This is a genomic window from Nocardia jiangsuensis, assembly GCF_042650385.1.
Lineage (GTDB): Bacteria > Actinomycetota > Actinomycetes > Mycobacteriales > Mycobacteriaceae > Nocardia > Nocardia jiangsuensis.
The window spans coordinates 23,711-49,214 of record NZ_JBHSAX010000033.1; the positions used below are offsets into that span (position 1 = coordinate 23,711).

General features: G+C 74.2%; 22 protein-coding genes. 5 read left to right on the top strand and 17 right to left on the bottom strand.

What is annotated here, in order from left to right:
* The 16 genes from pgeF to ACFO0B_RS28730 all read right to left on the bottom strand — a co-directional run.
* Positions 1 to 686, bottom strand: a 686-nt coding sequence (gene pgeF, locus ACFO0B_RS28655; protein WP_378616328.1) for a peptidoglycan editing factor PgeF, incomplete at its 3' end; no start/stop codon positions are given.
* 93 nt (positions 687 to 779) lie between these two features.
* The gene (gene ftsZ / locus ACFO0B_RS28660) at positions 780 to 1,997 is read right to left on the bottom strand and encodes a cell division protein FtsZ (RefSeq protein WP_378616330.1); all 1,218 of its coding nucleotides are present in this window, start codon (positions 1,995 to 1,997) and stop codon (positions 780 to 782) included.
* 352 nt (positions 1,998 to 2,349) lie between these two features.
* Positions 2,350 to 3,081 (bottom strand): cell division protein FtsQ/DivIB, encoded by a 732-nt coding sequence (locus ACFO0B_RS28665; RefSeq protein WP_378616332.1) that lies wholly within the window; start codon positions 3,079 to 3,081, stop codon positions 2,350 to 2,352.
* 5 nt (positions 3,082 to 3,086) lie between these two features.
* A complete protein-coding gene (murC, locus tag ACFO0B_RS28670) occupies positions 3,087 to 4,526 on the bottom strand; it encodes a UDP-N-acetylmuramate--L-alanine ligase (protein WP_378617247.1) in 1,440 nt (479 codons plus the stop codon).
* Positions 4,527 to 4,645: 119 nt separating this feature from the next.
* Positions 4,646 to 5,752 (bottom strand): undecaprenyldiphospho-muramoylpentapeptide beta-N-acetylglucosaminyltransferase, encoded by a 1,107-nt coding sequence (murG, locus tag ACFO0B_RS28675; RefSeq protein WP_378617249.1) that lies wholly within the window; start codon positions 5,750 to 5,752, stop codon positions 4,646 to 4,648.
* A gap of 5 nt (positions 5,753 to 5,757) precedes the next feature.
* Positions 5,758 to 7,221, bottom strand: a complete 1,464-nt coding sequence (gene ftsW, locus ACFO0B_RS28680) for a putative lipid II flippase FtsW (protein ID WP_378616334.1) — start codon at positions 7,219 to 7,221, stop codon at positions 5,758 to 5,760.
* Positions 7,218 to 8,636, bottom strand: a complete 1,419-nt coding sequence (gene murD / locus ACFO0B_RS28685) for a UDP-N-acetylmuramoyl-L-alanine--D-glutamate ligase (protein ID WP_378617251.1) — start codon at positions 8,634 to 8,636, stop codon at positions 7,218 to 7,220. The genes ftsW and murD overlap by 4 nt, the downstream gene beginning before the upstream one ends.
* A 47-nt stretch (positions 8,637 to 8,683) precedes the next feature.
* Positions 8,684 to 9,760 (bottom strand): phospho-N-acetylmuramoyl-pentapeptide-transferase, encoded by a 1,077-nt coding sequence (gene mraY, locus ACFO0B_RS28690; protein WP_378616336.1) that lies wholly within the window; start codon positions 9,758 to 9,760, stop codon positions 8,684 to 8,686.
* Positions 9,757 to 11,277, bottom strand: a complete 1,521-nt coding sequence (locus ACFO0B_RS28695) for a UDP-N-acetylmuramoyl-tripeptide--D-alanyl-D-alanine ligase (RefSeq protein ID WP_378616338.1) — start codon at positions 11,275 to 11,277, stop codon at positions 9,757 to 9,759. Before ACFO0B_RS28695 ends, mraY begins: the two co-directional genes overlap by 4 nt.
* Complete coding sequence (locus ACFO0B_RS28700; protein WP_378616340.1) at positions 11,274 to 12,905, bottom strand: UDP-N-acetylmuramoyl-L-alanyl-D-glutamate--2,6-diaminopimelate ligase; 1,632 nt, start codon at positions 12,903 to 12,905, stop codon at positions 11,274 to 11,276. Before ACFO0B_RS28700 ends, ACFO0B_RS28695 begins: the two co-directional genes overlap by 4 nt.
* Before the next feature lie 208 nt (positions 12,906 to 13,113).
* Complete coding sequence (locus tag ACFO0B_RS28705) at positions 13,114 to 14,874, bottom strand: peptidoglycan D,D-transpeptidase FtsI family protein (protein ID WP_378617253.1); 1,761 nt, start codon at positions 14,872 to 14,874, stop codon at positions 13,114 to 13,116.
* Positions 14,875 to 15,071: 197 nt separating this feature from the next.
* Entirely contained in the window at positions 15,072 to 16,073 is a 1,002-nt protein-coding gene (locus ACFO0B_RS28710; RefSeq protein WP_378616342.1) for a hypothetical protein, read from the bottom strand.
* Positions 16,074 to 16,221: 148 nt separating this feature from the next.
* Positions 16,222 to 17,199, bottom strand: a complete 978-nt coding sequence (gene rsmH / locus ACFO0B_RS28715) for a 16S rRNA (cytosine(1402)-N(4))-methyltransferase RsmH (RefSeq protein WP_378616344.1) — start codon at positions 17,197 to 17,199, stop codon at positions 16,222 to 16,224.
* Between the two features lie 145 nt (positions 17,200 to 17,344).
* The gene (mraZ, locus tag ACFO0B_RS28720) at positions 17,345 to 17,776 is read right to left on the bottom strand and encodes a division/cell wall cluster transcriptional repressor MraZ (RefSeq protein ID WP_378616346.1); all 432 of its coding nucleotides are present in this window, start codon (positions 17,774 to 17,776) and stop codon (positions 17,345 to 17,347) included.
* A gap of 440 nt (positions 17,777 to 18,216) precedes the next feature.
* On the bottom strand, positions 18,217 to 18,645 hold the full coding sequence (locus tag ACFO0B_RS28725; protein WP_378616348.1) for a DUF3040 domain-containing protein: 429 nt from the start codon (positions 18,643 to 18,645) through the stop codon (positions 18,217 to 18,219).
* A 168-nt stretch (positions 18,646 to 18,813) separates the two neighbouring features.
* A complete protein-coding gene (locus ACFO0B_RS28730) occupies positions 18,814 to 19,257 on the bottom strand; it encodes an SAV_6107 family HEPN domain-containing protein (RefSeq protein ID WP_378617255.1) in 444 nt (147 codons plus the stop codon).
* A gap of 259 nt (positions 19,258 to 19,516) precedes the next feature.
* On the opposite strand from ACFO0B_RS28730, the gene ACFO0B_RS28735 reads away from it, so the two are divergent.
* From ACFO0B_RS28735 to ACFO0B_RS28755, 5 genes are all read left to right on the top strand, one after another.
* Positions 19,517 to 20,128, top strand: coding sequence for a GNAT family N-acetyltransferase (locus ACFO0B_RS28735; protein WP_378616350.1), 612 nt, complete (start codon positions 19,517 to 19,519; stop codon positions 20,126 to 20,128).
* Positions 20,125 to 21,693: a phytoene desaturase family protein gene (locus tag ACFO0B_RS28740; protein ID WP_378616352.1), complete on the top strand. Its 1,569-nt coding sequence runs from the start codon at positions 20,125 to 20,127 to the stop codon at positions 21,691 to 21,693. The genes ACFO0B_RS28735 and ACFO0B_RS28740 overlap by 4 nt, the downstream gene beginning before the upstream one ends.
* Before the next feature lie 95 nt (positions 21,694 to 21,788).
* Positions 21,789 to 22,574, top strand: a complete 786-nt coding sequence (locus tag ACFO0B_RS28745) for a carotenoid biosynthesis protein (RefSeq protein ID WP_378617257.1) — start codon at positions 21,789 to 21,791, stop codon at positions 22,572 to 22,574.
* Between the two features lie 128 nt (positions 22,575 to 22,702).
* On the top strand, positions 22,703 to 23,395 hold the full coding sequence (locus tag ACFO0B_RS28750; protein WP_378617259.1) for an LppM family (lipo)protein: 693 nt from the start codon (positions 22,703 to 22,705) through the stop codon (positions 23,393 to 23,395).
* A 5-nt stretch (positions 23,396 to 23,400) separates the two neighbouring features.
* On the top strand, positions 23,401 to 24,645 hold the full coding sequence (locus ACFO0B_RS28755; protein ID WP_378616354.1) for a glycosyltransferase: 1,245 nt from the start codon (positions 23,401 to 23,403) through the stop codon (positions 24,643 to 24,645).
* Positions 24,646 to 24,846: 201 nt separating this feature from the next.
* On the opposite strand, the gene ACFO0B_RS28760 is transcribed toward ACFO0B_RS28755, so the two are convergent.
* Positions 24,847 to 25,494, bottom strand: a complete 648-nt coding sequence (locus ACFO0B_RS28760; RefSeq protein ID WP_378616356.1) for a hypothetical protein — start codon at positions 25,492 to 25,494, stop codon at positions 24,847 to 24,849.
* Positions 25,495 to 25,504: the final 10 nt, after the last annotated feature.

The following is a 25,504-nucleotide window of genomic DNA, read 5'->3' on the forward strand; positions in this document are numbered from 1 at the left end:
GTCGGCGCACCGCGCCGGTGGCTGAAGAGCGTCTTGTCCTCGATGGTGCAGCGCGGGTCGACCGCGACCCCGGCGACCCCTGCGGCCGCGAGCTGCCTGCGGATACCGGCCCTGAGGTCGAGCGCCGGGGTGCCGCGCACGGTGGTGGCCGCGCTGCCGGGCAGGTGCGCCTCGACGTCGGCGCGCATGGCGGCGGGCACCTCGTACTGCCTGCCGGAGGCGGCCGGGCCGAGGAAGGCGCCGATCCGCTCGACCTGCGCGCCCACCGAGGTCATGGCGTCGAGCACGCGGGGCACGATGCCGATCCTGGCGCCGACCCGGCCCGCGTGCACGGCGGCGATCACGCCCGCCTCGTCGTCGGAGAGCAGCAGCGGGACGCAGTCCGCGGTGAGCACCACCAGCGCCAGGTTCGGTGCCGTCGTCACCAGCGCGTCGGTGGCCGGCACCGGCTCGGCGCGCGGGCCGTCGACGATCTCGATCGAGCGACCGTGGATCTGCTCCATCCAGACCAGCCGCTCCGGGGCGAGGCCGATGCCGTCGGCCAGCCGCTCCCGGTTCCGCCGCACCGCGGCCGGATCGTCGCCGACGTGGTCACCGAGGTTGAAGCTGTCGTACGGCGCGGCCGAGAATCCGCCGGTGCGCGTCGTGGTGACCCGGCGGACGGTGAGCGCGGGAGCGGAAGTCATGGCTCCGAGCTTAATCCGCGCCCGCGCGGGGCGATCGGTGCGCCGGACGCGCGCGGCCCCCGGCTCCGGGGCGGAGGCGGGGGCCGCGGACGGTCAGTGCCGCATGAAGTCGGGCACGTCGACGTCGTCGTCGTCCGGCGGGTCGACGCGGGAGCGCGCGTCGTTCCTGAGGGTGGGCTCCGCGGCCGGGCGCAGCCGGTCCGGTTCCCGGTAGTTCGGCACCGCGCCGCGGCCGCTGTCGTACGACGGCGGGTCGACGCCGCGCGCGAGGTGATCGCCGCCGCCGCGCTGGCCGATCTCGCCGGCCCGGCCGGAGCCGATGGTGCCGCGCACCGACCCCGGGTCGAAGACCCGCTTGGTCGGGCCGCCGCTGTCGAAGCCTGCGGCGATCACCGTGACCCTGACCTCGTCGCCGAGCGAGTCGTCGATCACCGTGCCGAAGATGATGTTGGCCTCGATGTGCGCGGCCTCCTGCACCAGCGAGGCCGCCTCGTTGATCTCGAAGAGCCCGAGATCGGAGCCGCCTGCGATCGAGAGCAGCACGCCGTGCGCGCCGTCCATCGACGCCTCCAGCAGCGGCGAATTGATCGCCGACTCCGCCGCCTTGACAGAGCGGCCCTCGCCGCGCGCCGAGCCGATGCCCATGAGCGCGCTGCCCGCGCCGGACATGACGCTCTTGACATCCGCGAAGTCGACGTTGATCAGCCCGGGGGTGGTGATCAGGTCGGTGATGCCCTGGACACCGTTGAGCAGCACCTCGTCCGCCGAGCGGAAGGCGTCCATCAGGCTGACCGCCGCGTCGCCGAGCTGCAGCAGCCGGTCGTTCGGGATGACGATCAGGGTGTCGCAGGACTCGCGCAGCGCGGCGATGCCGGTCTCGGCCTGGTTGCCGCGGCGCTTCCCCTCGAAGGAGAACGGCCTGGTGACGACGCCGATGGTGAGCGCACCGAGCTTGCGCGCGATGCTGGCGACGACCGGCGCGCCGCCGGTGCCGGTGCCACCGCCCTCGCCCGCGGTGACGAAGACCATGTCGGCGCCCTTGAGCACCTCTTCGATCTCGTCCTTGTGGTCCTCGGCGGCCTTCCGGCCCACCTCCGGATCGGCACCGGCACCGAGCCCGCGGGTGAGCTCGCGGCCGACGTCGAGCTTCACATCGGCGTCGCTCATCAGCAGCGCCTGCGCGTCGGTGTTGACCGCGATGAACTCGACTCCCTTGAGTCCCTGTTCGATCATTCGGTTGACGGCGTTCACGCCGCCGCCACCGATGCCGACGACCTTGATCACAGCAAGGTAGTTGTGCGGGGGCGTCATGAGCTCTCGCCTTCCTTCGATCTCGAGCCTGTCGTGTGCGGATCCCGGACCTCGGGCGGCGCCGTCCGGGAACCCGGCAAGCGGGCCTTCCCGGGGAACGGGCCGTCCCCCGGGCAAACCCTAAAGCTGAACCATAGGGTTAGCGTTATGTCAAGTCTCCGACTGGTACGGAACGCTATTCGCCGTGCTCGCGATCCGCTCGCAGGCGCGCCGGTACCGGATCGGGATTGTGTCGTGATCCCGCCCGCGCCTGCGCACCCCACACCGTAGCCCGCGCCATGCTCCCGACGCTCGGGCCGGGAAGACAGCGCAGGTCCGGAGCGCGGAGCGGGTCCCGCGCCGAGCGCCCGCGTCATCGAACGGTCACCAGGTTCGGGCTGGAGACGTCGAAGATCGTGCCCTCCCTGGTGAGCAGCGGCCCGACCACGGCCGCCTTGCGGGCGGCGTCGCCGGCGCCGCCCCACAATACGGTACGGCCGTCCCGGAGGGTCAGCACGATGTCCGAAGCCGAGCGCGCCTCCACCTTCGCCACCTCCGCGGTGAGCGCGGGCGGCAGCGCGGTCAGCACCGTCACGGCCACTCGACGGATCGCGGGCGCCGCACCGGCGGCGGCCAGCTCCGGGACACCGGCGGGCGCAGGCTCCACCGCGTACTCGATCGACTCGGCGTCCACCAGGTGCGCACCGCCGGGGCCGGTGAACCAGAGCACCGGGGTGCGCTCCCGCACGGTCACCAGGACGGTGCTGGGAAAGACCCGCTGCACCCGCGCGGTGCTGATCTTCGGGATGCTCGCCACCCGCGCGGCCATGGCCGTGGTGTCGATGCGCAGCATGGAGAGGCCGTCGGGCACCCCGAGCTCCGCCCGCACCTGGTCCTCCGGCACCGCGGCCGCGCCGTCCACCCGGACCGTCCGCACCGCGAAGACCGGCGTGAAGTACGCGACGGCGACGACGGCGACCAGCACCGCGACCCCGAGCGCGACCCGGGCCGGAACCCCGGGCAGCCCGCGCCGGCCCGCCGGCCGCGGTGCGCGCGGCCGCCGCCTGCCCGGCCGGGCCGCGAACCGGCCCGGCCACGCGGGCATCCACCTCACCGTCCGGCGTGCGGGCGCGCCCGCAGCCCGTCGAGGATCTGCCCGCCGAGCATGGTGACGTCGCCCGCGCCCATGGTGATCACCACGTCGCCGGGCAGCGCCAGCGCGGCCACCTGCCTGCCGACCCGGGACATGTCCGGCTGGTAGTGCACCGGGACGGTGACCCATTGCGCCACCAGCGCGCCGTTCACCCCGGGCAGCGGCTTCTCCCGCGCCCCGTACACGTCGAGCACGACCACCTCGTCGGCCAGGCTGAGCGCGGTGCCGAACTCGGCGGCGAAGGCGGCGGTGCGGCTGTAGAGGTGCGGCTGGAAGACCACGATCACCCGGCCCGGCCGCGCCCGCGCGCCGTCGGCGGCCTCCTGCTGCACCAGCTCGGCGGCGGCGCCGAGCACGGCGCGCACCTCGGTGGGGTGGTGCGCGTAGTCGTCGAAGACCCGGACGCCGTTCTCCCGCCCGGCGAACTGGAACCGGCGGTGCACGCCGCCGAATCCCTCCAGGCCCTGGATCAGCTCGTCCACGTCGGCGCCTGCCGCCCGGCCGGCCAGCAGCGCGGCCAGCGCGTTGGTCGCCATGTGCCTGCCGGGCACCGCGAGCCGCAGCGCGCGCGGCGCCGGCTCGCCGTCCAGCTGGAACTGGGCCAGCCCGCCGACGTCGCGCGGCTCCCAGCTCTGCAGTCTGGCCCCGACCGGGACCGGGGCGTCGGCGAGCTCGCCGGAGCCGAAGCCGAGCACCGCGACGCCGCGCTCGGCCAGCCGGGGGGCGACCCGCTCGGCGAGCGCGCGCGAGCCCGGGTCGTCCAGGCAGACCACGAGCAGCCCGCCGGGAGCGAGGCGGTCGGCGAAGTCGTCGAAGACCTGGGTGTAGGCCTCCGGGGTGCCGAAGAAGTCGAGGTGGTCGGATTCCACGTTGGTGACGACGGCGACGTCCGGGTCGTACTGCAGCAGCGAGCCGTCGCTCTCGTCCGCCTCGGCGACGAAGATGCCGCCGGTGCCGTGGTGCGCGTTGGTGCCCGCCTCGTTCAGCTCGCCGCCGACCGCGAAGGACGGGTCGAAGCCGCAGTGCTGCAGCGCGACGATCAGCATGGAGGTGGTCGAGGTCTTGCCGTGCGTGCCGGAGACCAGCAGGGTGCGGTGCCCGTGCATGAGCGCGGCGAGCACGGCGGGGCGGAGCAGCACCGGGATCTCGCGGCGGCGCGCCTCGACCAGCTCGGGGTTGGTCTTGGGGATGGCGGCGAAGGTGGTGACGACGGCGGTCGGGCCGCCGGGCAGCAGGTCGAGCGCGTTCGCGTCGTGCCCGATCCGCACCTCGGCACCGCGCGCCCTGAGCGCGAGCACGCCGCGGCTCTCCTTGGCGTCCGAGCCGGAGACGGCGCCGCCCCTGGCGAGCAGGATGCGCGCGATCCCGGACATGCCCGCGCCGCCGATGCCGACCATGTGCACGCGCTCCAGCTCCGCGGGCAGTGCGGAGCGCGCGGCGTCCTCGGCGATCGCCGCGGCCGAGGGGACGTGGCCCGCGGGTACAGCGGCAGCCGCGCCCCCCGCTTCCGGCTCGGTCATCGGCCCGCCACCTCGCGGACGATGCGGGCGACCTCGTCGGCGGCGTCGCGATGCCCGGCGCCTGCCGCGGCGCGGCCCATCCCGGTCAGGCGTGCGGGGTCCTGGAGCAGCGGAATCACCTCGTCGATCACGTACTTCGGCGTCAACTCCGAATCGGGGACAATTCTGCCACCACCGGCGGCGACAACGGGGCGCGCGTTGAGCTCCTGCTCCCCGTTGCCGTGCGGCAGCGGCACGTAGAAAGCGGGCAGCCCGACCGCGGAGACCTCGGCCACCGTCATGGCGCCGGAGCGGCAGACCACCGCGTCGGCGGCGGCGTAGGCCAGGTCCATCCGGGTCAGGTACGGCACGGCCACATATCCGGGCTCGGCCACGTCCAGGGTGTTCTTCGGGCCGTGCGCGTGCAGCACCGCGATGCCGGCGGCGGCGAGCTGCGCGGCCGCGCCGGAGACGCCCTCGTTCAGCGTCCGCGCGCCCTGCGAGCCGCCGAAGACCAGCAGCACCGGCCCGTCCGCGGGCAGCCCGAAGTGCGCCCGCGCCTCGGCGCGCAGCGCGGCGCGGTCCAGCGAGGTGATCGAGCCGCGCACCGGGATGCCGAGCACCTCGGCGTCGAGCCCGGAGCCGGGTACCGCGGCGAGCACCCGCGTCGCCAGCCGCGCGCCGATCTTGTTGGCGATGCCTGCCTTGGCATTGGCCTCGTGCACCACCACCGGCACCACCCGTCGCCTGCCGAGCAGCCCGCGCCCGGCCGCCAGGTAGGCGGGGAGCGCGACGTAGCCGCCGAACCCGACGATCACGTCCGCGCCGACCTCGTCGATCACCGCGCGGGTGCGGGCCACCGACGCGCGCACCCGGCCGGGCAGCCGGAGCAGGTCGGCGGTCGGCTTGCGCGGCAGCGGCACCGGCGGGATGAGTTCGAGCGGGTAGCCGCGCTCCGGCACCAGCCGGGTCTCCAGGCCGCGCTCGGTGCCGAGTGCGGTGATCCGCACGGTCTCGTCCTGCCTGCGCAGCGCGTCGGCGACCGCGAGTGCCGGCTCGATGTGGCCGGCGGTGCCACCACCCGCCACGATCACCGAAAGCCCGGATCGCCGCGCGGGTCGCACGTCACTCACCTGGATCTACCTCGTTCTCTCGCATGGGGCATGGGATAGCTCGGCTCCCAGGCCCTGGTCGCGCGGAGCGACCCGGTGCCACGGGATTCTCCGGAGCGCCTGCGTGGCGGCTCCGGAAGGTCGGGGCGGCCCCTGCCCTTGCGGCCGCCCTCGGCGCCGCCGCGGCCGTTGGGCGGGCGGCCGGGGCCGCGGCGGTTCACCGAGCGGGCCCGCGCCTGCTCGGCCCGCACCGGCGAGTACACCTCGGGCTTGGGCAGCCGGAGCAGCCTGCTCACCCGGCCGTCCTGCCCGGCGTTCAGCGCGGAGACGGCCTCGGGTTCGTGCCTGGCGGCGTTGGCGATGATGCCGAACATGAACAGCGTGATGGCCAGCGACGATCCGCCCGCGGAGACCAGCGGCAGCTGCAGCCCGGTGACCGGGAGCAGCCCGACCACGTAGCCGATGTTGATCAGCGCCTGGCTGGTGATCCAGGTGGTCGCGGTGGCGATCAGGATCTTCAGGAACGGGTCGACCGAGCGGGTCGCGATCCGCAGCCCGGTGAAGACGAAGAGCGCGAACAGCCCGAGGACGAGCATGCAGCCGAGGAAGCCGAGCTCCTCGCCGATGATGGCGAAGATGAAGTCGTTGTGCGAGTTCGGCAGGTAGCTCCACTTGGCCCGGCTCTGGCCGAGCCCGCGGCCCCAGATGCCGCCGTCGGCCAGCGAGTACATGGCCTGGCGAGCCTGGTAGCCGATGCCCTGTGGGTCGTCGCCGGGGTTGAAGAAGGCGCGCATGCGGTCCGAGCGGTAGCCGGCCGAGAGCGCGAGCACCACCGCCGCCACCACGCCGGAGGCGGCGATGGTGACGAAGAGCCGGGCGGGCAGCCCGCCGAACCAGAGCAGCGCCATGAGCACGATGCCGAGCGCGATGGTGGTGGAGAGGTTGGGCTGCAGCACGACGAGCAGGCAGACCAGCAGCCCGGCCGGAACCAGCGGGACGAGCAGCTCCTTGAGCGTGGCGCGCTCGGAGCGGCGCGAGGCGAGCAGGTGCGCGCCCCACACCACCAGGCTGACCTTGATCACCTCGGAGGGCTGGATGGAGATCGGCCCGATCACCAGCCAGCGCCGCGCGCCCTGCACCTCGGAGCCGATGCCGGGCAGCAGCACCAGCAGCAGCGCGAGCATCGAGAGCGCGAAGACCGGAAAGGACCACTGCCGCAGCCTGCGCAGCGGAATCCGGAGCGCCAGGTAGAACAGCACCAGCCCGATCCCGGCGAACATGGCCTGCTGCACGAAGAGCGAGTAGGCCGAGCCGCCGTCGGCGTACGCCTCGACGCTGGAGGCGGAGAGCACCATGACCAATCCGAGCACGGTGAGCAGGGTGGCGATCGTCACGATCAGGTGGAACGACGCCAGCGGGCGCGCCAGCCAGGCGCCGAAGCGCGTCGCGGTGCTGTCCAGCCGCCGGGTCGCCGTGGTCACGAGCGCCGCCCGATATCGCTCTCCTGGAGTGCGTTGACCGCCTCGGCGAAGCTGCGGCCGCGGTGCGTGTAGTCGGCGAACATGTCCAGCGAGGCGGCGGCGGGGGCGAGCAGCACGGCGTCGCCCGAGTCGGCGAACCCGGCGGCCAGCCGCACCGCCTCGGCCATCACCGCATCCGCCTTCATGGTTGCATCGTCTCGCGCCTGCACCTCGACCACGGGGACTTCCGGGGCGTGTCGCGCCAGCGCGGCCGCGATGATCGGCGCGTCCACCCCGATCAGCACCGCCCCGACGAGCCGCTCGGCGACCTCCTCGACCAGATCCTCGACCGCGGCGCCCTTGAGCTGGCCGCCCGCGACCCACACCACCGAGGGATGCGCCAGGATCGACGACCGCGCGGCGTGCGGGTTGGTGGCCTTGGAGTCGTCGACGAACTCGACCCCGGCCAGCTCCCGGACGAAGGCCGCGCGGTGCGGCCCGACCCGGTGCTCGACCAGCCCCTCGCGCACGAACTGCGGCGCCACGTCGATCGAGCGGGTCAGCGCCGCCGCGGCCAGCGCGTCCGCCACCCCGGACGGCCCGGGCGGGCTGATGTCGCCCACCTCGGCCAGGATGGCGGCCTTGGTGAAGGCCCGGTCCAGCAGTTTGCCGTCGACCACGCCGAGCTCGCCGTCGGCGGGGACGCCGATCCGGAAGCCGACGGTGCGCCGCGCCTTGGACTTGCGGGCCAGCGAGGCGGCCACCGGATCGTCCAGCCCGACCACGCCGACCCGCCCGACCAGCGCGCGGGCCTTCGCGGCGGCATAGGCGTCAAGCCCGCCGTGCCAGTCCAGGTGATCCTCGGCGACGTTCAGCACCACGCCCGCCTCCGGCCGCACCGAGGGCGCCCAGTGCAGCTGGAACGAGGAGAGCTCGACGGCGAGCACCTGCGGGCCGGGGTTGCGGCGCAGCGCGTCCAGGATCGGCAGCCCGATATTGCCGCAGGCCACGCTGGGGATTCCGGCGGCGCGCAGGATGGCGTGCGTCATGTTCGTCGTGGTGGTCTTGCCGTTGGTGCCGGTGATCACCAGCCACTTGCGCACCGGCCCGTACAGCCTGGCCTGGTCCACCCACCAGGCGAACTCCACGTCGCCCCAGACGGGGATGCCCGCGGTGACGGCGTTGACCAGCACCGGCGAATCCGGGCGCCAGCCCGGCGAGGTGATCACCAGGGCGTACCGGCTCAGATCGGCGGTCTCCAGCTCGACGCTGGTCGCCACCTCGAGGCCGAGCCCGGCGGCCTCGGCGAGCGCGCCCGCGCCCGCGTCGGTGACGACCGGGTGCGCGCCGATATCGCGCAGCGGCTCGATCAGCGAGCGGCCGGAGACGCCCCAGCCGGCGACCAGGACGTCGCGGCCGCGCAGGAACTCCAGCATGGGGCCGGGTGAGCGCAGGGCGCGCGGAGAGTGCTCGACCATTCCGCTCAGCCGACCTGGGAGAGGTATTCGCTGTAGAACAGCCCGAGCCCGAAGGCCGATGCCATCGCGGCGAGCAGCCAGAACCGGATGATGACGGTGGTCTCCGCCCATTTGCTCAACTCGAAGTGGTGGTGGAAGGGCGCCATCTTGAACAGCCGGTTCCGCGTGGTCCGGAAGACCACCACCTGCAGGATCACCGACATGGCCTCGGCGACGAAGAGCGCGCCGATGACGATCATGAGCAGCTCGGTGCGGGTGACGATGGAGAGCCCGGCGATCAGCCCGCCGAGCGCCAGCGAGCCGGTGTCGCCCATGAAGATCTTGGCCGGCGCCGCGTTCCACCAGAGGAAGCCGACGCAGGCCGCGCCGCCCGCCGCGCAGACCAGCGCCAGGTCCAGCGGGTCGCGGACGTTGTAGCAGCCGGTCTCCGGCTTGGTCGAGCAGGCGTGGTAGTACTGCCAGAAGGTGATCACCACGTAGCCGCCGAGCACCAGGCTCATCGAGCCGGCGGCGAGCCCGTCCAGCCCGTCGGTCAGGTTGACCGCGTTGGACCAGGCCACCACCACCAGGCAGACGAACACCAGGAATACGACGACGCCCATCGAGACGGTGGTGATGTCGCGGACGTAGGAGAGGTGCCTGCTCGCCGGGGTGAGCCCGTTCGCACCCTTGAACTGCAGCGCGAGGATGCCGAAGATGATCGCGGCCGAGATCTGCCCGATGTACTTGCCCGCGGCGGTGAGGCCGAGGTTGCGCTGCTTGCGCAGCTTGATCATGTCGTCCAGGAAGCCGACCAGGCCGAGCGCGGTGGCCAGCCCGAGGACCAGCAGCGCCGAGGCGGACGGGCCCTCCGCGTCGTAGCCGATGCCGATCAGGTGCGAGCCGAGGTAGCCGGCCCAGATGCCGATCACGATGGCGATGCCGCCCATGGTCGGCGTTCCGCGCTTCGCCTGGTGGCTGGCCGGGCCGTCGACCCGGATCTCCTGGCCGAATCCCCGCTTCGCGAAGATCGAGATGAGCAGCGGTGTGAGCAGGATCGATACGGTCAGCGCGATGGCCGCCGCGAACAGGATCTGTCTCATCGGGTTGCCTCCGTGCTTCCCGCAGGTGCGTCCGGCGGCACTGCCGATCCCCCTGTCAAATGGTCGGCGACCTCCCAGAGGCCGACCGATTGCGACGCCTTCACCAGTACCACGTCACCCGGTTCGACCTCCGCGTCGAGCAGGGCGATCGCCGCACCGATATCGGGTACGAGGATCGATTCCTCGCCCCACGAGCCTTCCATCACCGCTCCCTGGTGCATGGCCCGGGGCGGCCTTCCGGTCCCGACCACGACGAGCCGGTCCACATCCAGCCGCACCGCGAGCCGTCCGATCGCATCGTGTTCCACCACCGACTCCGGGCCGAGCTCGCCCATCTCGCCGAGCACGGCCCAGCTGCGCCGCCGCCGGTCGTCGGTCCTGGCCATGGTGACCAGGGCCTTGAGCGCGGCCCGCACGGAATCGGGGTTGGCGTTGTAGGAGTCGTTGACGACGGTGACGCCGGTCGCCGTCGTCCGCACGTCCATCCGGCGCGCGGAGGCAGCGGCGGCGCCGCCGAGCGCGGCGGCCACGGTATCCAGGTCGGCGCCGCACTCCAGCGCGACGGCAGCGGCGGCGAGCGCGTTGCCAACCTGGTGCTCGCCGTGCACGGCCAGCCGCACCGGCACCTCCCCGTCCGGGGTGTGCAGGGTGAAGGCGGCGCGCGCGTGCTCGTCCAGCCTGACCTCGGTGGCCCTGATCGCGGCGGTACTCGCCTGCCCGACGGTGACCACCCGTGCCGCTGTGCGCGACGCCATGGCGGCGACCTGCGGATCGTCGGCGTTCAGCACGGCGAGCCCGGTGGCCGGCAGCGCCTCCACCAGCTCGCCCTTGGTCTTCGCGATGGCCTCGCGGCTGCCGAACTCGCCGAGGTGCGCGGTGCCGACATTGAGCACGACGCCGATGGCGGGCGGGGCGATCTCGGCGAGTGCGGCGATGTGGCCGGGGCCGCGCGCGGAGAGCTCGAGGACCAGGAAACGGGTGTCGGCGGTGGCGCGCAGCGCCGTCCAGGGGTGGCCGAGCTCGTTGTTGAACGAGCCGGGCGGGGCCACCACGCTGCCGAGCGGGCGCAGCACGGCGGCGAGCAGATCCTTGGTCGAGGTCTTACCGGAGGAGCCGGTCACGCCGACCACGGTGAGCGAGCCCGCGGCGGCGAGCCGCCGCACGACGGCCCTGGCCAGCGCGCCGAGCGCGGCCAGCACCGCGGCGCCGGAGCCGTCGGTGTCGTGCTCGACCACCATCGCGCCCGCGGAGACCCGGCCCGGCCGCGGCTCGACCACGACGGCGGGCACGCCGACCGGGCGGGCCGCGAGCACCGCGACCGCGCCGTCGGCGACGGCGCCGGCCGCGAAGTCGTGGCCGTCCGCCCTGGCGCCGGGGAGGGCGAGGAACAGATCACCGGTGCCGACCTTGCGCGAGTCGAACTCGACGCCGCCGGTCACCGCCGCCTCGGGGTCGGGGACGTCGTGCAGCGTGCCGCCGACGATCTCCGCGATCTCCCGCAGTGTCATCACGATCATGGAACTCTCGGGTCCTCTGTCGTCGAGCCGATCGCCGCCAGCGCGGCGGCGAGCACCTCGCGGTCGTCGAAGGGGTGCTCGACCCCGGCGATCTCCTGGCCGGTCTCATGGCCCTTGCCCGCGACCAGCACCACGTCGCCCGCGCGCGCCCAGCGCACCGCGGCGGCGACGGCGGCGGCCCGGTCGCCGACCTCGCGGACCTCGCCGCGCTCGGCCTCGGGCACGGCGAGGGCGCCCGCGCGCAGCGCGGCCCTGATGGTGGCCGGGTCCTCGCCGCGCGGGTTGTCGTCGGTGATCACCGTCAGGTCGGCGCCGCGTGCGGCGGCCGCGCCCATCAGCGGACGCTTACCCGCGTCCCGGTCGCCGCCCGCGCCGACCACGACGGCCACCCGCCCGGAGGTCTGGGCGCGCAGCGTGGCGAGGACCGACTCCACCGCGGCAGGCTTGTGCGCGTAGTCGACGACGGCGAGGAAGTCCTGGCCGCGCTCCACCCGCTGCATACGGCCGGGGACGTCCACCGATGCCAGCGCGGCGGCGGCCTTGGCCGCGTCCACGCCCGCGGCGGCGCACACCGCGACGGCGAGCAGTCCGTTCGCCACGTTGTAGCGGCCGGGCAGCCGCAGCCGCACCGGGATCGGGCCGTCCGGCCCCGCGGCGACGAACTCCTGCTCGCCGCCGGGCGTGGTGGTGACGTCACCGGCGACAGTCCAGTCGGCCGCCACAGCGGCCAGCTCTTCGGTCGGCTGAGCGGAGTCCGCCGCGGTGACGACAGCATCGGCCGGGGATGCGGGCTCGGTGCGGACCGTGATGGGGTTCGGCAGGGCGGCGGCGAGTCGCCGACCCCACTCCTGGTCCACGCAGACCACGGCGGTCCGCGCCGCGATCGGCGACCCGACCTCGAAGAGCCTGCGCTTGGCGGCGAAGTAGTCCTCGAAGTCGGCGTGGAAGTCGAGGTGGTCCTGGGAGAGGTTGGTGAAGGCGCCGACGTCGAAGCGCACCCCGTCCACCCGGCCGAGCGCGAGCGCGTGGCTGGACACCTCCATCACCACGGCGTCCACCCCCTGCTCGACCATGGCCGCGAACATGGCGTGCAACTGCGGCGCCTCCGGCGTGGTCAGCGCGCTCGGCACCCGCCGCCCGCCGATCCGCGTCTCGATGGTGCCGATCAGCCCGGTGGCCAGCCCGGCCGCGGCCAGCCCCGCCTCGACCAGGTACGCGGTGGTGGTCTTGCCGGAGGTGCCGGTGATGCCGACGATCTTCAGCCGCTCCGACGGGTGGCCGTAGATCAGCGCGGAGAGCTCGCCGAGCGCCGCGCGGGGCTCCGCGCGCACCAGCACCGGGACCCCGGGGTCGCCCAGTTCGGCGGCGCCCGCGGGGTCGGTGAAGATCGCGACCGCGCCGCGCGCCACCGCGTCCGCGGCGAACCGGGCGCCGTGCGCGCGGGCGCCGGGCAGCGCGGCGAACAGGTCACCGGCCAGCACCGCATTCGAGCGCTGCTCGATACCGGTGACGGTCACCTCGGCAACGGGGGCCGTCGCGTGTGCTCCGGTGGCTTCCAGCAGGACGTGCAACGGCGTCGACGGCGGCTGGGCCGGCCGGAGCGTCTGCGGGCTGGACTGCGCAGCCACCTTGCTCCTTCTCTCGGGGCGGACATGTCCGATCGAACATGCCGCGTACGAACACGACTGGGACGGGGAGTCAGGTTACCGACGCGCGCCCCGGCACGAGCAACGCGCCTCTGGTTACCGCTCCGGCCCGGTCGCGCACCCGCGGCGACCGGCCGCCTGCCGCCGCCGAACCCGCTGGTCGTCACAGATCACCGGGGTTCCCACCGCTTCAGGACGCCTGCAGGACGAACGGCCCCGGCGCCGCGGGCGACGGCGGGACCGCGTCGCGCTGCAGCGCCCAGGAGGCGATGTTGTGGAAGAGCGGCGCCGCCGACTGCCCGCCGCCGCCGTCCGAGCTGCGCTGCGGATTGTCCAGCATGATCCCGACGACGTAGCGCGGGTCGTCGGCGGGCGCGATCCCGGCGAAGGTGATCCAGTAGCTGGAGCTGGAGTAGCACTTGCACTGCTGGTCGATCTGCTGCGCGGTGCCGGTCTTGCCCGCGATCTGGTACCCGGCGACGGCGCCGGAGGCGCCGGTCCCCATCTGCACGCCGCGCGGGTCGCGCTGCACCACCGACTGGAACATGGTGCGCAGCGTGGCCGCGGTCGCCGGGCTCACCACCCGGACCCCGTCCGGCTGCGGCTCGTCGGTGCGCGCGCCGTCCGGCCCGACGGTGGCCCTGACGATGCGCGGCGGAATCCGCACACCGTCGTTGGCGATGGCCTGGTACATGCCGGTCATCTGCAGGGTGGTCATCGAGAGGCCCTGGCCGATCGGCAGGTTGGCGAAGGTGCCGCCGGACCACTGGTCCCGCGCGGGCACCTGCCCCGCGCTCTCGCCGGGCAACCCGACGCCGCTGCGCCTGCCGAGCCCGAACCGGCCGACCAGGTCGGCGAAGCGGTCCTCGCCGACCCGCTGCGCCAGCATCAGCGTGCCGACGTTGGACGACTTCCCGAAGATGCCGGTGGTGGTGTACGGCGCGACGCCGTGCTCCCAGGCGTCGTTCACGGTGACCCCGGCCATCCGGATCTCGCCGGGCACCTGCAGCACCTCGTCCGGCGTCGTCAGCCCGTACTCGATGGCTGCGGCCGCGGTGATGATCTTGTTCACCGAGCCGGGCTCGAAGGGCTCGGTGACCGAGGGGTTGCTCATGTCCGCGTTCGACCAGAACTGCGGGCCGAGCGCGGGATTGAAGGTGTTGTCGTTGGCCATGGCGAGCACCTGGCCGGTGCGTGCGTCCAGCACCACCGCGGAGGCGCCCTGAGCGCCGGAGAGCTCCTTGGCCTGCTGCACCTGCTGCTGCACGTAGTACTGCAGATCCTGGTCCAGGGTCAGCTCGACGGTGTTGCCGTTCACCGCGGGCTGCCGGTCGCGCCAGCTGCCCGGGATCACCGCGCCGTCCGAGCCGCGGTCGTAGGTGTGCGAGCCGTCGGTGCCGGCCAGCAGCGAGTCCATCGATGACTCCAGCCCGATCTGGCCGTGGCCGTCCCACCCGGTGGCGCCGAGCAGGTTGGCGGCGAGTGCCCCGCCCGGGTATTCGCGCAGGTCCTGCCGCTCGGTGCCGACCTCGGGGAACTTCAGCTTGAGCTCGGCGGCGATCCGCGGGTCGACGCCGCGCGCCAGGTAGACGAAGGTCTCGTCGCCGCGCAGCTTGGCCAGCAGCTCCTTCTCCGACGGGCCAGCGGGGCCGAGTTTGGCGTTGACGGTGTCCGCGATCTCGATCAGCCGCTCGTCCGGCTCCGGGGCGGTGTCGTCCTTCGCCCTGGCGGCGGCGAGTTCCTGGCGCACCCGGACCGGCTGGAAGGTGAGCGCCTTGGCGGTCACGGTGAAGGCGAGCGGCTTTCCGTTGCGGTCCACGATCGGGCCGCGGGTGGCCGGCTCGATCTGCCTGGTGGTGCGCTGGCCCGCGGCCTGCGCGGAGAGCCCGGGCGCGGCGATGCTCTGCACCCAGAGCAGCTGCAGCGCGACAACGGCGAGCGCGACCAGCATGGCGATCCGGCCCGCGCCGAGCCGCAGCCGGGAGGAGCGGTCGGCCCCGAGCCTGGTGGCGCCGCTGGTGGCGTCGCGCGGGGCGCCGGTGGGGCGGGCGGCGGCGGAGCCGGTCGGGCGGGAGGCGGCCGAGCCGGAGCGGCGCTGCGGGCCGGGCGGGGTCCGGGCCCGCTGTCCGCGGCCGCCCCTGTTCTCCCTCACCGCTCGGCCGCCTCGGGGCGGGTGAGGCCGGTGGCGCCCGGAGCGGGGACCACGGTGCCCGGCGCGGCGATGTCGCCGGGCGCGGCGGGGTCACCCGCGGGGTCGCTCGGGCCGGGCGCGGCGGGGTCGCTCGGGCCGGGCGCGGCAGCACCGCCGGGCGCGGCAGGAGTGCCCAGGCCGGGCGCGGTGGCGTCGCCCGGGGCAGGAGTGCCAGGGCCGGGCGCGGCAGCGCCGCCCGCGCCCGGGAGCGGTGGGTTCGCCGGGTCCGGCACGGTGCCCGGGGGCACGGGGGTGCTCGCGCCGGGGGCGGTGGCGCCCGTTCCGTTCGCGCCCTCGGGGATCGGGCCACCGGTGACGGGGTCGATCGGGACGCCGAGCGTGCCGACTCCGGCGCCGGGCACGGCACCCGGCTGCGCCGCGGTGGGCGCGGGAGCGGGTGCGGGCGCCGAACCGGGGAGCGGCAGCGCCGTCACCGGGACCACCCGCTCACCTCGGTTGTTGTTCAGCGGCGGCACCGGCGCGCCCTGCGCGGGCGTCGGCTCACCGACCACGGTGACCGTTCCGTCCGGCGCGAGCACCAGCCGCGCCGGATCGATCGCCGGGATCATGCCGAGTTCCCGTGCGCGATTGGCGAGTTCGGGCGCCGAGTCGGCCGCCTCCACCTCGCGCTGCAGCGCGGCCCGCTCGTCCAGCAGCTTCTGGTTCGCCGCGCGCAGATCACTGAGCTGGTAGCTGTCCTCGGCGGCGCGGGTGGTGAGCAGCAGCGTGCAGGCGAGCCCGCAGCCGAGCAGCACGAGGATCACGATCACGAACGGAATCCGCCCGGTCGCCGCGGCGGTGCGCACGGCCGAGGCGGCGGGCAGCAACCCGAGCTGCTCGGCCCGCAGCCGCCTGCGCGTATACGCCCGCTGCGCCGCACCGGATTTCACCCGTTCCGCCGCCTGCACCCGGCGGGCGAGCCGCCCCGGCGCCTCCGCCGCCCGCGCCCGCACACTCATGAGCGGTACCCATCTCGCACGAGCGAGGGCCCTCCGTGGCTACGCTTCGCTCCCGCCTCCGGGCCTGACTCGCTCATGCTGGGTCCATTACGCACGAGCGAGGGCCCTCCGTGGCTACGCTTCGCTCCCGCCTCCGGGCCTGACTCGCTCATGCTGGGGCCACCTCCTCGATCCGCTCCACCGCGCGCAGCCGCACCGGGGCGGCGCGCGGGTTCTCCTCGATCTCCGCGTCGGTGGCCTTCTCCGCGCCGCGGGTGAGCAGCCGGAAGGTCGGGCCCATGCCGGGCAGTTCCATCGGGAGCCCGGCCGGGGTGCGGGAGACCGTGTGCTTCGCCAATTCCTGTTTGACCACGCGGTCTTCCAGCGACTGGTAGGCGAGCACGACGAGCCGCCCGCCGACCCGCAGCGCGTCGAGCGCGGCGGGCAGCGCGGCCCGCAGCGAGTCGAGTTCGGCGTTGACCTCGACCCGCAGCGCCTGGAAGGTGCGCTTGGCCGGGTGCCCGCCGGTGCGGCGGGTGGCGGCGGGGATGGTGGCGTAGAGCAGTTCGACGAGTTCGGCGCTGGTCCGGAACGGCCGCTGCTGCCTGCGGCGCAGCACCTCGGAGGCGATCTTGCCCGCGAACCGCTCCTCGCCGTAGGTCTTCAGCACCCGGGCCAGGTCGCCGTGGCTGTAGGTGTTGAGCACGTCGGCGGCGGTGGGGCCGGTGGTCGGATCCATCCGCATGTCGAGCGGCGCGTCGACGGAGTAGGCGAACCCGCGCTCGGCCAGATCCAGCTGCATCGACGACACGCCGAGATCCATCAGGATTCCGGAGACGCCGCCGCTGTCGACCCCGGCGCGCTCCAGCGCGGCCGGGATGCCGTCATAGCGGGTGTGCACCAGGGTGACCCGGTCGGCGTAGGGCGCGAGCCGGGCGCCGGCGAGTTCCAGCGCGGTGGTGTCCCGGTCCAGCCCGACCAGCCGGAGTTCCGGGTACTCGCGCAGGAAGTGCTCGGCGTGCCCGCCGAGGCCGAGGGTGGCGTCCAGGTAGACGGCGCCGGGGGCGTCGAGCGCGGGGCCGAGGAGGGAATCACACCGCCGGAGCAGCACCGGCACGTGCCGGGGGCCTGGCTGTGCGTCGTGCACCTCGACCTCCTGGATTCCGGCTGAGAAGCGCTGTCGGCGGCGAATGCGCCGTGGTCTCTGACCGAGGCGCGGCACCTGGCGTCGGGGAAGTACGTCAGGGTCCACGTCCGGGCAGAGGCCGCGGCGCACTCGCCTGCTCCGGGGGCTAGAAGATCGTGCCCAGCGACTCGTTGCTCCCTTGCGCGTAGTCCTCCTCGTGATCGGCGAGGTAGGACTCCCACGCCTGCTTGTCCCAGATCTCCAGGAATTCGATCGACCCGTTCACCACGCAGTCCCTGGCGAGGTTGGCGTAGCGCCGGTGATCGACCGAGAGGGTGATGCGCCCCTGGGCATCCGGACGCTGCTCGTCGGTGCCCGCCGCCAGTGCGCGCACGAAGGCGCGCGCCTGCGGATCGGTGCGGGACGCCGCCGCGGCGCGCTGCGCGAGTTCTGCGAACGCCTCCCGCGGATAGACGGCAAGGCTGTGGTCCTGACCCTTCGTGACCATCAACCCTCCCGCCAGATCGTCTCGAAATTTCGCGGGCAACGTGAGTCGCCCTTTGTCGTCCAGCCTCGGGGTGTAGGTACCGAAGAACACTTCGACACCTCCCTACCGAAGCAACCGGACGGCCTCCTGTAGTGCGCGCTCCACATTACCCCACTTTCCCCCACTTTCAATCGAAACCGGAGGTGATCTGGCTCCCCGGAAAACAGTTCGCGCAGGTCACTCCAGCTATCACCGGTGTGGGGGGTGCAATACGTGTTCGACCCGGCCCGGCGATTCCTTTCGGCTATGGCCGGGAAACGCTCAGCAAACGCCCTGGTGCGAGGGTTGCGAAGATCGCCGGGCGAGCCGGTGGGGACGGGTGGGGCGGTCCGTGGGGCGGAGTGGGAGACGGCCCGCGGGGGCGGTCGGGGGCACTCCGTATCAGGCGGTAAATGTCGGCGTGCCGCGGACACGCCGATGACGGCGGCGCCGGACCCCCGGGGGGGTGCGGCGCCGCCGTCATCGGTCGATGTGCGCGGAGGGGCGGAGCGTCAGTCCTGTTCGAAGCGCCTGCGGAAGCGGTCCTCCATACGCTCGGAGAAGCCACCGCCGGAGCGGCGCTGCTGCCGATTGCCGCGGGGCTGGGAGCGGCCGCCTGCGGCATCGCCGCCCGCTTCCGTCCCCTCGGCGCGCGCGGCCGCTCGGGAACCCCCGACCAGCAGCAGGACACCCGCGGCGAACATGACGATGAAACCGACCAGGCTGATGACGGGGAACCCGCCCGGCCGGACCGGAATGGCGATACCGGCGATCAGCAGCACGAGCCCGAGCACGAAGAGCGCTCCGGCCTGCAGTCTCCGGCGGCTCGTCGTCGTGCGGAGGCGCCCGCCGCGGACGGACGACGCGAATTTCGGATCCTCAGCATAGAGCGCGCTCTCGATCTGTTCGAGCATGCGCTGCTCGTGCTCGGAGAGTGGCACGGTACCTCCCCCGGCACTAGGGCGTGGCGGTCACCTACCCGGACGGTGCGTAGGCGACAGATAGCCGACCTTGGCGGCTGTCCGCTTCCCATGATACGAGTTCGATCAGGGGCGTACCACCTACTCGGTCATAACCACTCCGGTGTCGGCCACAACTACCGGGGCGGGTCAGGCCGACATTCCCCCGGTCCAGCCCGGAGCGGGGCGCAGCCGGGCCGCACTGGCCAGCAGATCTTCCACGTCGTGCAGGAAGGCGCCGACCCGGGAATGGAACTCGACCGCCTCCTGCCTGCCGATCTCGCGGTCCAGCCCGGCCTCCAGCGCGGCCCGCAGCTCGGAGTGCGCGCTGAAGTAATCGGCCCACATGACGAACTCGGGGGCGGCGCGCTGCAGCAGCACCCAGGCATTGCGCGAGCGGGCCCGCGGCGCGGCGTCGGCCCCGGTGTAGGCGAGCACGGCGCCTGCCCCACGCAGCGCGGCCAGATAGGCGGTGCGGAAGCACTCCCTCGGGTCCGGCTCGCCCGCCGCGGCCATGAGCAGGCCGTCGGCCTTCCGCAGCAGGCTGCCCGCCCGGCCGTGCCGCGCGGACGCATCACCGGTGGGCGGGCCCATCCCGCCCCGGCCCCTGGCCGAAGCACCCATGCCGGAGGCGGTTCGATTGCCGTCGGACATCAGCGGTCCCTCCACAGTCGCGCACCTGGACTATCGTGCTGACAGGGGCTGAGCAGCAGCCCGGACGGACAGCAGATCGAACAGGCATTCGAACGATTCCATTGACACCGACTATAGAGCGAGCCACCGACATGTCGACCGGATCCGCGATCCCGCGGGCAGGCGCACGTCCGCCGGCCGCCCCCGACCGACGGAAGACATGAGCGCCGCCACCACCGATCACCTGCCAGCGCCGACCATCGTCGACCTCTCGGTCCCGGCCCTGCGCGCCCGGCTGCCCGACGCACTCGGCGTCTACGTCGCGGCCATGGCGTACCCGCGCGGCACCGAGAACCACCGCGCCCCCATGTGGACCGAGCACACCACCAGGCCGGGCTGGCGCGCCGTCGCCGCGGTGCAGCCGGACGAGTACGGCCGGGTCGACCTCGGCTCCGCGCCGATCCTCGCCGTCGCCTACGGCTACCGGGGCGCACCGCACCAGTGGTGGCATCAGCAGGTGCACGCGGGGATGCGGCGCTGCGGCTGGTCCGAGCCGGCCACCAGGGACCTGCTCACCGACTACTTCGAGCTCACCGAGCTGCACGTGCACCCCGCCGCGCAGGGAAGGGGGCTCGGTTCGATGCTGCTCACCCGGCTGCTGCAGGACCGCCCGGAGCGCTCGGTGCTGCTCTCCACACCCGAGGTCGCGGCCGAGGACAACCGCGCCTGGCGGCTCTACCGGCGCACCGGCTTCTCCGATGTGATCAGGCACTTCGTCTTCGCCGGTGACAACCGGCCGTTCGCGGTGCTCGGCCGCTCACTGCCGCTGTGAGCGCGCCCTGCGACGTCGCCGTCGTCGGCTCCGGCCACAACGCCCTCGTCGCCGCCTGCTACCTGGCCCGCGCCGGGGAGCGGGTGGTGGTGCTGGAGCGCGACGAGGTGATCGGCGGCGCCGTCTCCACCGTGGAGCGGTTCCCCGGGTACGCGGTGGACCGCGGCTCGTCGGCGCACCTCATGGTGCGGCACACCGGGATCGTCGAGGAGCTCGAGCTGGATCGGTTCGGGCTGCGCTACGTCGACTGCGACCCGTGGGCCTTCGTGCCCGGCGAGCCGCCGCTGATCTTCGCCCGCGACCTGGAACGCACCTGCGCGAGCATCGAGGCGGCCTGCGGCGCGCGCGACGCCGACGCCTACCGCCGCTTCGTCGGGGTGTGGGGGCCGCGCAGCGCCCGGGTGATGCGGGCCTTCGGGGTGCAGCCGACCGGCGGCAAGCTGGCCCGCGCGTTCTGGGGGCTGAGCGCGCCGGCCGGAGGCGCCGCGCTGTCCAGGGAGTTCCTGCAGTCCGGGGACGCACTGCTGGACGCGACCTTCGAGAGCGAGCGGCTGCGCGCCGCGCTGGCCTGGTTCGGGGCGCAGTCCGGGCCGCCGATGTCCGAGCCGGGCACCGCGCCGATGATCGGCTTCGCCGCGCTCATGCACACGCTGCCGCCCGGTCGCGCGGTCGGCGGCAGCGGGGCGCTCACCGCCGCGCTGGCCGCCCGGCTGCGCGCTGACGGCGGCGAGCTGCGCACCGGCGACGCGGTCGTCGCGCTGCGCGGGAACGGGGACGGCTGGGAGCTGCGCACCGAGTTCGGGCAGGTGCTGCGGGCAGCCACCGTCGTGGCCGGGGCGCACGTGCTGGAGACGCTGGAGCTGCTCGGCGCGGGCGGGTTCGACGCCGCGCCGCTGGCCGACTGGCGGCGGCGCATCCGGGTCGGGCCCGGTATCGGCATGGTGGTCCGGCTCGGGACCACCGCGCTGCCCCGCTACCCCGGCGCGGAGCAGGCCGACTCGGCCGCGGGGCTGCAGCTGCTGGTCCGCGACCGGCGCGCGCTCTGGGGCGCGCACGGTGCCGCGCTGGCCGGGCAGCTGCCGCCGCGGCCGGTGGTGCTCGCCATGAGCTTCAGCGCACTCGACCCGACCATCGCGCCACCGGAGCGCCACCAGCTCTCGCTGTGGGCGCAGTGGCACCCGTACCGGCTCGCCGAGGGCGACTGGGATTCGGCCGGTGAGCGCGAGGCCGATCGCATCATCGCCGAGCTGGACGGCTTCGCCCCCGGTTTCGCCGACACCGTCGAGCACCGCTACACCCAGACCCCGCTCGACCTGGAGCGCGAGCTCGGGCTGCGCGGCGGCAACGTCATGCACGTGGAGATGTCGCTGGACCAGATGATGATGTGGCGGCCGCTGCCCGAGCTGGCGAAGGGCACCGTGCCCGGCGCGCCGGGGCTGTATCTCACCGGCGCATCCACGCACCCGGGCGGCGGGGTCTCCGGCGCCGCCGGGCGGCGGACCGCGCAGGCGGTGCTCGGCCGGGGCGGGCCGCTGCGCCGGTCGGCGCGGGGCAAGCGGCGGTGAGGTCACGCCGGGACGCCGACGGAGCGAAGGCGGCCGATCGGCGGGAGGCAGGCGGGCACGCCGACACGGGTCGGCGGTTCGCGCAGGGCGCGCCGGTGGCGGCGGTGTTCGCGGTGCTGCTGGTGCTGGCCCAGATCGCCTACCCGCTCACCGACGGCACCGCCCGCGACCGGGTCACCACGCTGGTGGTGGTGCTGCTCGCGGGCACCGCGCTGGCGCACGCGGTGGCGGCGCTCGGCGCGGCGTACGCGCTGCGCACGCTCGCCATCCTCTCCGGGATCGGGCTGCTCTCCGAGCTGATCGGCACCGCGACCGGCTACCCGTTCGGCTGTTACGGCTACGCCGTCGGCAAGCTGGCGCCCGCGCTGGCCGACGTGCCGCTGGCCGTCCCGCTGGCCTGGACCGGCGGCATCTACCCGGTCTGGGTGGTGGCCGGGCTGCTCTGCCGGACCCCGCTCGCCCGCATCCCGCTCACCGCCGTCGGTGCCGTCGGCTGGGATCTCTTCCTCGACCCGCAGATGGTCGGCGACGGCCAGTGGAGCTGGTGCGTCACCGACGCCGGGCTGCCGGGGCTGCCCGCCATCCCGCTCACCAACTATCTCGGCTGGTTCCTGGTCGCGCTGTTCATGGGCGCGCTCATGACGGCCTCCGAGCGGCGTGCCCGGCGCGACCGGGACACCGCGGGCGCCGGGCCCGCGGTGCCGGTGGCGGTGTTCCTCTGGACCTGGCTCGGCTCGGCCCTCGCGCACCTGGCGTTTCTCGGGCTGCCGTGGTCCGCGGGGTACGGGCTGATCGGCATGGGGCTGCTCGGCGTTCCGCTGCTGGTCCGCGGGGTGCGGGCTTTCGCGCGCGAGCGGGCCGCCCGTCGCTTGGCATCCTGAGCGGCGCGCCTGGCACGATGTGAGCCGTGCAACCGAGTCCCCGCTCCGTCGTGCCCGTCGCTCCGGCTCGTCCGGAGCCCCCGCACGGGTTCCGCGCCGTTCTCCGCTCCCGGGTCGCCCGGACCCGGGTGATCGGCGCCCTGCTGCTGGCCACCCTGCTGGTCCCGGCACTGGCAGGCTGCCTGCGCGCGCAGGTCTCGATGGGCGTCTCCTCCAACGACCGGGTCTCCGGGCGGATCGTGGCCGCGGTCGTCCCGGTGGAGCCGGGCGACAAGGGCCCGCAATTGACCGTGCCGGAGACGCTCGCGGGCAAGCTCCGGGTCGAGGCCTACACCCAGGACGGGTACGTCGGCAGCCAGGTGTTCTTCGACGATCTCTCGTTCGGCGAGGTGCAGCAGCTCTCCGGGCTCTCCGAGCAGACCCAGGGCATGTTCCAGCTGCAGTTCACCCGGACCGGCGACCTGGTCAGCCTGCTCGGCCGGGTCGATCTCAAGACGCTGCCGCCGCACGGCTCCGACGTGCAGTTCACCGTGGCCTTCCCGGCCAGGGTGGCCAAGACCAACGGCAATCGCGAGGGTGACGACGTGGTCTCCTGGAAGCTGCCCGCCGGTGACGTCTCCACGCTGCGCGCCGAGGTGAGCTACGCCGACCCGAACACCCGCTCGTTCGCCGGCTGGGCCGGGATCATGGGCGGCATCACGCTGGCCGTCGCCGCGGTGGTGGCGGCGGTGGCGTACCTGGATCGCAATCCGCCGGTCCCCGGCGCGCCGAAGGGGTTCACCCCCGGCCGCTGGTGGAGTTCGGTGCGCGGGAACCGCTGAGCGGGATGATCTTTCGCGCTGCCGCGCGAGCGTGGCGCGGCGCACCGGGTATCGCACGGCCGGTCGGCCCCGCGCGCCGCGCCCTTCCGCGTGTCCGCGCGGTCACCGTGGTGCGGGCGGGCTCGGCGCTGGCCGGGCTGAGCGCGGTGCTCGCCGGGTACAACCTGCTGACCGTGCGCAGGCTCCCGCCACCGGGCGCTGCCGTGCTGGAGCCGGTGACGGTGTGCGTCCCGGCCCGCGACGAGGTCACCCTGCTCCCCCGCCTCGTCACCGACCTGCGCGCGCAGACCGGCGTGCCCCGCCTGCGGGTGCTGATCCTGGACGACGCCTCCACCGACGGCACCGAGGAGGCGGCCCGCCGCGCGGCGCAGGGCGACCCGCGGATCACCGTGCTCCGCTCCGACCGCGAACCCCCGCCCGGCTGGACCGGCAAGGCCGCCGCCTGCGCCCGCCTCGCCGAACTCGCCGACACCCCCGTGCTCGTCTTCCTGGACGCCGACGTCCGCCTCGCCCCCGGCGCCGTCGCCGCCGCGGTGACCGCACTGCGCGCCGACGGCCTCGGCCTGCTCTCCCCCTGGCCGCACCAGCTGGCGGGCTCCTGCTACGAGGCGCTGCTCCAGCCGCTGCTGGTCTGGTCGTGGGCGTCGACGCTGCCGGTACGGCTCTCCGAACGCGGCCTGCGCACCTCCACCGCGCTCGGCTGCGGCCAGTTCCTGGTCATGGACACCGCCGCCTACCTGGCCGCGGGCGGCCACCAGGTGGTCGCGGCCAGCGCCACCGAGGACATCGACCTGGCCCGCGCCGTCCGCCGCGCCGGGCACCGCACCGCCGTCGCCGCCGCGGGCCCGCACGCCCGCACCCGCATGTACCGCGACGCCGCCGCCCTGGACGCGGGCTACACCCGCTGGCTCTGGTCCGCCTACGGCGGCTCCCCCCTTGCCGCCATTGCCGTAGGCGCCGTCTCCACCCTCACCTACACCCTCCCCCCGCTCGCCGCCCTCCTCGGCCGCGGCCGCACCCGCCGCGCGGGCATCGCCGGCTACGCCGCCGCCGTCACCGCCCGCCTCCTCGCCCGCGCCCTGGACACCGGCGGCCGCCCCACCCCCGCCGACACCATCTCCGCCCTCGCCCACCCCCTCGCCGTCACCGCCTACACCCGCCTCTCGATCCGCTCGCACCGCGCCAAGGCCCGCAACACCCTGCGCTGGAAGGACCGCACCCTCACCGAACACGCTCCGGAGTCCGGCTGACCCGTGGAACCGCCGATCACCGGTCAGCGGATCTCGACCACGTCCGCGTCGACCGGGATTCCGCGCTTCGGCTCGTGGTGCCGCCCTGCGACGAGTACGAGGCGTGGTCGCTGACCGGCCCTAACGGCCACCGGTAGGTCTGCATGCCCGGCGGTGAACCGGCGGTGCGGACGGCGGGCTGACGGACTCCGCCGAGACCGGTCAGGCGGAGATGATGCCGACGGTGGGGAGGAAGAAGCAGGAGGTGTCGCCGTTGCGGACCGAGCCGAAGACGGCGGCGAGGACGGTGCCTCGGCCGGTGTCGACGGGGACCGCGCGGACGCCGCCCACCGGGATCGCTCTGGTCAGGAAGTCACGCACGGCGGCTTCGGCGATGGCGCGCAGCTCGGGCGGGAGGGCGGCGGGGAGGAGGCCGGCGGCGACGTCGCCGAGCGAGCCCATGGCGGCGCTTCCGCCGCGGCCGGTCGAGGTGTTGAACCAGAGCACCTGTATGCCGGAGCCGTCGGCGATGCCCGCGGGCAGGAAGGTGAACATGACCTGGCCGGCGCGCACCGCGGCCTGATCGAGGCCGGGGACGGGGAGCAGCGCGCCGGGCCACGGGCCCGGCACCGCGCCCGCCACCGCGGGCACCAGGCCGAGCGGCGCGCCGTCGGCGCAGAACGGCGCCGCGGTGGGGTACAGGAACGGCTGGACGCCGAGCGCGCCGAGCGTCTCGACGATCGAGCGGTAGGCGGCGAGCGGGTCGCCGGGGACGGGCGCGGCGCCGGCCGGCCCCGAGGTCCCGGCCAGCGCGAGGGTGATCGCGGCGACAGCGGCACCGCGGGCGAGGATGCGGGTCGGCAGGCGCATGGCGGGACTC